We start from the raw sequence: 8,402 nt of genomic DNA on the forward strand, positions 1-8,402 counted from the left end.
GGTGAGCGGATGTATCGGACGGGTGACCTGGTGAAGTGGACCGGGGATGGTGAGTTGGTGTTTGTGGGGCGGGCGGATCAGCAGGTGAAGGTCCGGGGTTTCCGGATCGAACTCGGCGAGATCGAGGCCGTTCTGCTCGGTGATCCGGCGGTGGCTCAGGCCGCTGTCGTGGTCCGCGAGGATGCACCCGGTGACAGGCGGCTGGTGGCCTATGTCGTCCCGGCGGAGGGCACTGTGGACGTGGACGGCCTGCGGGAGTTGGTGGCGTCCAGGTTGCCGGAGTACATGGTCCCGGCGGCGTTCGTCGCCCTGGACGGGCTGCCGTTGACGGTGAACGGCAAGTTGGACCGCCGCGCACTGCCCGCGCCCTCCTATGTGGCTGGCGAAGGCCGACGCCCCAGCACCCTCCCCGAGGAACTGCTCTGCGGTGCCTTCGCCGAGATCCTCGGAGTCGAGTCCGTCGGCGTCGACGACAGCTTCTTCGATCTGGGCGGACACTCCCTCCTCGCCGTCCGCCTGATGTCCCGGATCCGGGCCGTCCTCGGGGTCGAGGTACCCCTGCGCACCCTGTTCGAGGCGCCGACCGTGGCCGCCCTCGCCGCCCGGCTGGCCACCGGCACCGCCGGGCGGGCCCGACACGCGCTGCGGGCCGCCGCCGAGCGGCCGGAGCGGGTGCCGCTGTCCTTCGCGCAGCGCCGGATGTGGTTCCTGGCCCAGCTCGACGGACCGAACGCCCTCTACAACCTCCCCACGACGATGCGGCTGACCGGCGATGTCGACACCGCCGTACTCAACACGGCCCTCCGGGATGTGATCGCCCGGCACGAGTCGCTGCGGACGGTCTTCCCGGCGGTCGACGGCGAGCCGTACCAGCACATCCTCGACCCGGACGACCTGGACTGGGGCGTGCAGGTGACCCGGGTGACATCCGGGCGGCTGCCGGAGGCCGTGGCACGGGCCACACAGCACCGCTTCGAGCTGTCCACCGAACTCCCCATCCGCGCCTGGCTGTTCGAGACCGACGACGACGAGGTGCGGGTGCTGGTCGTGGTCGTGCACCACATCGCGGGCGACGGCTGGTCGATGGGCCCGCTGCGCCGCGATGTCGACACCGCGTACGCCGCCCGCTCCCGTGGTGAGGCACCCGCGTTCGAGCCGCTGGCCGTGCAGTACGCGGACTACGCGCTCTGGCAGCGGGAGTTGCTGGGTGACCCGGAGGACCCGGAGAGCCTGCTGTCCGAGCAGGTCGAGTACTGGCGCCGCACCCTGGCCGGAGCCCCCGAGGAACTGGCCCTGCCCGTGGACCGGCAGCGTCCGGCGGTGTCCGGGCATGTCGGTCACCGGGTACCGCTCCAGGTGCCGGCCGAGGTGCATCAGCGCCTGGTGGAACTCGCCCGCGCGGAGGGCGTGACCGTCTTCATGGCGTTGCAGGCCGCCCTGGCGGTCACACTGTTCCGGCTGGGCTCCGGCACGGACATCCCGGTCGGCTCGGCGGTCGCGGGCCGCACCGACGAGGCCCTGGACGACCTGATCGGCTTCTTCGTCAACACCCTGGTCATCCGGAACGACCTGTCCGGCGACCCCGAGTTCCGCCAGGTGCTGGCCCGGGTCCGTGAGGCGAGCCTCGGGGCGATGGCCCACCAGGATGTCCCCTTCGAACGCCTCGTGGAGGAACTGGCCCCGCAGCGGTCACTGGCCCGGCATCCGCTGTTCCAGGTCATGTTCACCGTCCAGAACATCGACGCCGCCGGGCCGGAACAGCCCTCCGCTGAGCGGCCGGCCCGGGTGTCCGCGAAGTTCGACCTCGATGTGATCGTCGGCGAGGTCCTGGACGACCAGGGCCGTCCCGCCGGACTGCGCGGCGCCCTGACGGCGTCGGCCGACCTGTTCGACGTGGCCTCCACCGAGGTCATGGTCCAGCGCTGGCTGCGCGTCCTCGACACGGTGACCTCGGCACCCGACATCCGGCTGCACGCCGTCGACGTCCTGGCCGCCGATGAACGCGAAGCGGTGCTGGAGCGCTGGAACGACACGGCCGCCGAGCGTCCCGCCCTGACGGTTGTCGAGCAGTTCGAGGCGCGTGCCGCGGCCGATCCGGCTGCTGTGGCGGTGGTGAGCGGGGGCGTCGAAACGTCCTACGGTGACCTCGACGCGGCGGCGAACCGGCTCGCGCACTCTCTGCGGGGCCGAGAGGTTGGGCCGGAGTCGGTGGTGGGGCTGCGGCTGCCGCGCGGCCCGGAGATGGTCGTCGGGATCCTGGGTGTGTGGAAGGCGGGGGCGGCGTACCTGCCCGTCGATCCCCAACTGCCCGCTGAGCGGGTCACGTTCATGCTCGCGGACGCGGGTGTCACCCTCGTCCTCGGTCCGGAGGATCTGGACCAGCCGGAGGATCTGGACCAGCCTGGTGAGCGGTCGGAGGCTCCGGGCGTCGCCGGTGATCTGGCGTATGTGATCTACACCTCCGGCTCGACGGGGACCCCGAAGGGCGTCGCCGTCGCGCACGGCTCCCTCGCGAACCTGGTGTCGGTGTTCGGGCCCGTCATGGGCGCTGGTCCCGGCGCGGGCATCCTCCAGTTCGCCTCGTTCAGTTTCGATGCCTCCGTGCTGGATGTGGCGGTGGCGCTCTCGTCCGGCTCGGCGCTCTGGATCGCCGACGAGGAGCAGCGGGAGCACCCGCGGCGGCTCGCGGAGCTGGCGGGTGTCACGGCCGCCAGTGTGGTGCCGTCGCTGCTCGGGGTCCTGGAACCGGCGGATCTCGCCCGCGTCGAAGCCCTCCTCGTGGGCGCCGAGGCGATCAGTGAGACGGCGGCACGGCAGTGGTCCGCCGGTCGGCGACTGGTCAACACCTACGGTCCCACCGAGGCGACGGTGATGGTGGCGGCGGAGACGGTGGACACCGACCGCCCCGGCCCCGTGCCCTTCGGGCGGCCGATCGCCAACACCCGGCTCTACGTCCTGGACGACGGCCTGGAGCCGGTTCCGGCCGGTGTCGCCGGGGAGCTGTATGTGGCCGGAGCCGGGCTGGCGCGGGGGTATGTGAACCGTCCGGCGCTGACGGGTGAGCGGTTCGTGGCCTCCCCCTTCGATGCCGGGCAGCGCATGTACCGCACGGGTGACCTGGCCCGCTGGACCCCGGACGGGCAGTTGGTGTTCGCCGGGCGCGCCGACCAGCAGGTCAAGGTGCGCGGGTTCCGTATCGAACCCGGCGAGATCGAGACGGCTCTGCTCACCCACCCCGAGGTCACCCGGGCCGCCGTGATCGCCCGCGACGAAGCCCTCGTCGCCTATGTCGTCCCGGCCCTCCCCGACACCGCCCCGCTCCGTGAACTGCTCGTCTCCCGGCTCCCCGAGTACATGGTCCCGGCCGCCTTCGTCACGCTCGACGAACTGCCCCTGACCACGAACGGAAAGCTGGACCGCGAGGCCCTTCCCGCACCCGCGTACGCGACCGGCGCAGGCCGCGCCCCCGCGACCGTCCGGGAGGAGATCGTGTGCGCGGTCTTCGCCGAGGTGCTGGGGCTGGAGTCGGTCGGGGTGGAGGACAACTTCTTCCAACTCGGCGGGCACTCCCTCCTCGCCGTGACACTGGTGGAGCGGTTGCGGGGCCGGGGCGTGTCGGTGTCGGTGCGGGCGCTGTTCGAGACGCCCACCCCCGCCGGACTCGCCGGCAGCGCGGGAGCCGAGTCGGTGGAGGTGCCGGAGAATCCGATCCCGGCCGGTGCCGAGCGGATCACCCCCGACCTGCTGCCCCTCGTCGAGCTGTCGCAGAGCGAGATCGACCGGGTCGTCGCCTCGGTCGACGGCGGCGCCGCGAACATCGCCGACATCTACCCGCTCGCCCCCTTGCAGGAGGGCCTGTTCTTCCACCACCTCATGGCGGCCGGTGGAGCCGACGCCTATGTGACGGTGCGCCTGGTCGAGTTCACCACCCGGGCCCGCCTTGACGAGTTCGCGGGCGCGCTCCGGCAGGTCCTCGACCGGCACGACATCTACCGGACCGCCGTGGTCTGGGAGGGCCTGCGGGAACCGGTGCAGGTGGTGTGGCGGCGGGCGACGCTGCCCGTGATCGAGCATGTCCTCGACCGCGACGGCACGGAACCCGCGCGCTGGGCCGATGCCCTGATGGCCGCCGGCGGACTGTCGATGGACCTGGGGCGGGCGCCCCTGATGGATCTGCATGTCGCCGAGGTCGCCGACGGCCGCTGGCTCGGGCTGATCCGGATCCACCACATGGTCGAGGACCACATGGGCACCGATGTGCTGATGCGGGAACTGCGCACGATCCTCGTCGGCCGCAAGGACCGGCTCGCCCCGGCCGCCCCCTTCCGGAACTTCGTGGCCCAGAGCCGCGCGGTCCCGAGGGCGGAGCACGAGCGGTTCTTCGCGGACCTCCTGGCCGATGTGACCGAGCCGACCGCGCCCTTCGGAGTGCTGGACGTCCACGGGGACGGCAGTGACTCCGCGACCGAAGTGCTCACCGTCCCCGCCGAGTTGGCGATCCGACTGCGGGAGGTGGCCCGTGGGCTCGGCGTCAGCGCCGCGACCGTCCTGCATGTGGTGTGGGCGCGGGTCCTCGGGGTGCTGTCCGGCCGGGACGACGTGGTGTTCGGCACGGTGCTGTTCGGGCGGATGAACGCGGGTGACGGCGCCGACCAGGCCCTCGGCCTGTTCATCAACACCCTCCCGGTCCGCGTCCGTACCTCCCGGGTCGGCGCGCGCGCCGCCATCGAGCTGATGCGGGACCAACTGGCCGCCCTCCTGGAGCACGAGCACGCGCCCCTGGCGGTCGCCCAGCAGGCCAGCGGCATCACCGAGAACACCCCCCTGTTCACCTCACTCTTCAACTACCGCCACGCGGACCCCCGCACGACAACCGGTACAGGCGACACCACCAGCGACACCACCAGCGACGCCACGGACGACGACGAGACCCTCGAACAGCAGCCGATCGACGGCATCCGCAATGTCATGGTCCGCGAGCGGACCAACTATCCCCTGACCGTCGCCGTGAACGACCTCGGCCCGGACCACATCGGCTTCACCGTGGCAGCCGTCACCCCCATCGACGCCGCAGCGGTGGGACACCTGCTCCAGACCACCCTCGACCATCTCCTCGGCGCGCTGACCCGCACGCTCGACGGCGGCCCCGACACCACCCTCGACCGCGTCCTCGTCCTCGACACCGACGACCGCGCCCGCATCCTCCGCACCTGGAACGCCACAGCCGCTCAGGTCCCGGACGGGTCGGTGGTGGACCTCTTCGAACGCCGGGCGGCGGCAGTCCCGGACGCGGTGGCGGTGGTGAGCGAGGCCGGTGAGCTGTCGTACCGCGACCTCGACGCGGCGGCGAACCGGCTGGCGCACCATCTGCGGGGCCGGGGTGTCGGCCCGGAGTCGATGGTGGCCCTGCGGCTGCCGCGCGGTGCGGAGCTGGTCACCGGGATGCTGGGCGTGTGGAAGGCGGGCGCTGCCTATCTCCCGGTCGACTCGCGCCTCCCGGCCGAGCGGGTGGACTTCATGCTCGCGGACGCGGGTGTGTCCCTGGTCCTCGGTCCGGAGGACCTGGATCAGCCGGACGAGCCGTCGGAGGCTCCGGGCACGGCCGGTGATCTGGCGTATGTGATCTATACGTCGGGTTCGACGGGGGTGCCGAAGGGTGTCGCGGTCTCGCACGCGGGGCTGGTGAACCTGGTGTCGGCTCAGGGTGAGCGGTTCGCCGTCGATGAGAGCGCCCGGGTGCTCCAGTTCGCGTCGGTCGGTTTCGACGCGGTGGTGTCCGAGGTGTGGGTGACTCTGTGCGCGGGCGGGGTATTGGTCGCGGGTTCGGCGGAGGAACTGGATTCCGGCGCGGGCGTGGCAGGCGCGGTGGCCCGGCATGGGGTGACCCATGTGACGCTGCCCCCGGCGGTGCTGGGCGCCCTGGAAACCGGTGACCTGGGGTCGGTCACCACGCTCATCTCGGCCGGTGAGGCACTGGACCCCCGGTCGGTGGAGCGCTGGGCACCGGGTCGCCGTCTGCTGAACGCGTACGGCCCGACGGAGGTGACGGTGTGTGCCTCGATGTCCGAGCCCCTCGCCCCCGGCGACGAGCCGACCATCGGCGCCCCCATGGCCAACACACGCGCCTACGTCCTGGACGAGACTCTCCAGCCGGTGCCGGTCGGGGTGACGGGTGAGCTGTATGTGTCCGGCGCCGGGCTGGCGCGCGGGTACGTCGGACGCCCGGGACTGACCGGCGAGCGATTCGTGGCATCCCCGTTCGAGACCGGCCGGCGGATGTACCGCACCGGCGACCTCGCTCGCTGGACCCCCGACGGACAGCTCGTCTTCGCCGGGCGCGCCGACGACCAGGTCAAGGTCCGCGGCTTCCGGATCGAACCCGGTGAGATCGAGAGTCTGCTGCTGTCGCACCCGGAGGTGACCCAGGCCGCGGTGGTGGCCCGTGAAGGCGCCCTGGTGGCGTACGTCGTACCGTCGGCCCAGGACGTGGACGCCCTGCGGGACCTCGTGACCTCCCGGCTGCCCGAGTACATGGTCCCGTCCGCCTTCGTCACCCTGGACGAGCTGCCGCTGACGGTCAACGGCAAACTCGACCGAGGGGCCCTGCCCGCCCCGGAGTACGCGACCGGCACCGGCCGGGCCCCGGCCACCGTGCAGGAGGAGATCCTCTGCACCCTGTTCGCCGATGTCCTGGGCGTGGAGTCGGTCGGGGTCGAGGACAACTTCTTCCGCCTCGGCGGACACTCCCTGCTGGCCGTACGCCTCACCTCCCGGATCCGGTCCGTGCTGGGTGTGGAGGTCGAGGTGCGGGCGCTGTTCGAGGCGCCGACCGTCGCCCGCCTGGCGGCCCGGCTCGCCCAGGGCACCCGGCAGGCCCGCACCCCCCTGCGGGCCGTGGCCGAACGACCCGAGCGGGTACCCCTGTCGTTCGCGCAGCGGCGCCTGTGGTTCCTCGGCCGGCTCGAAGGACCCAACCCGACCTACAACATCCCCGTCCCGATCCGGGTGAACGGCGCCGACCCCGTCGTACTCGACGCGGCGCTGCGGGATGTCATCGCCCGGCACGAATCACTGCGGACGGTGTTCGCCGAGATCGACGGCGAGCCGTATCAGCACATCCTCGACCCGGACGACCTGGACTGGGAACTGGAAGTGACCCAGGTCGAGCGCGACGAGCTGGCCGGGGCCGTGAGCCGGGTGTCGCGGCACGCCTTCGACCTGGCCACCGAACTGCCCATCCGGGCCTGGCTGTTCGACGCCGGACCGGAGGAGCGGGTCCTCGTCGTGGTCATGCACCACATCGCCAGTGACGGCTGGTCCATGGGCCCCCTGGGGCGCGACATCTCCACCGCCTACGCGGCCCGCCTGCGCGGCGAGGCACCCGACTGGGCCCCGCTGCCCGTCCAGTACACCGACTACGCCCTCTGGCAGCGGGACCTGCTCGGCGACGCCTCCGACCCCGGCAGCCTGCTGAACGCCCAGGTCGACTACTGGCGGCAGGCACTCTCCGGCGCACCGGAGGAACTGGAACTGCCCGGCGACCGGTCCCGCCCGCCCGTGACCAGCCACCAGGGCCACCAGATCCTGCTGAACGTACCCGCCGAGGTGCATCGGCGAGTCGTGGAACTCGCCCGCGCCGAGGGTGTCACCGTGTTCATGGTGATGCAGGCCGCGCTCGCGGTCACCCTGTCACGGCTGGGCGCCGGAACCGACATCCCCGTCGGCTGCGGCATCGCCGGCCGCAATGACGAGGCCCTGGACGACCTGGTCGGCTTCTTCGTCAACACCCTCGTCATCCGCACCGACCTCTCCGGGAACCCGGAGTTCCGGCAGATCCTGGAGCGGGTCCGCGAGGCCAGCCTGGGCGCCTGGGCACATCAGGACGTGCCCTTCGAACGCCTCGTCGAGGAACTCGCCCCCGAACGCTCGATGTCCCGCCACCCCCTCTTCCAAGTCGCCCTGACCCTCCAGAACGCCGAGCGCACCGGAACGGCGACGGGCACCGAGACCGCCGCCACCACGTCCGCCTCGGCCAAGTACGACCTCGATGTGATGATCGCGGAGGCGTACGACGAGCACGGCAACCCCGCCGGACTGCGCGGCGCCGTCGTCGGATCGGCGGACCTGTTCGACGCCGCCACGGTCGAGGCCCTCACCCGACGCTGGACCCGGGTCCTGGACTCGGTCACCACGGACCCGGCCCTGCGCCTCGCCGCCGTGGAGATCCTCGACCCCGCCGAGCGTGAGCGTGTGCTTGTTGAGTGGGGTGGGTCGTCGTTGGTGGGTGCGGGTTCGGTCGGGGGTTCCTCGGTGTTGGGGTTGTTTGATCAGTGGGTGGGTGTGGATGCGGGTGCGGTGGTTGTGGTGGGGGATGGGGTGGTGGTGTCGCGGGGTGAGGTGGA

1 protein-coding gene is annotated in these 8,402 nt (G+C 71.8%); it reads left to right on the forward strand.

Going from position 1 to position 8,402, the window contains the following annotated elements:
* Positions 1–30 precede the first annotated feature (30 nt).
* The coding region (locus tag AB0O01_RS36420; protein WP_365320412.1) for an amino acid adenylation domain-containing protein at positions 31–8,402 on the forward strand (8,372 nt) is incomplete at its 3' end.

This window comes from Streptomyces sp. NPDC093252 (genome assembly GCF_040683675.1).
In the GTDB taxonomy this organism is placed as follows: domain Bacteria; phylum Actinomycetota; class Actinomycetes; order Streptomycetales; family Streptomycetaceae; genus Streptomyces.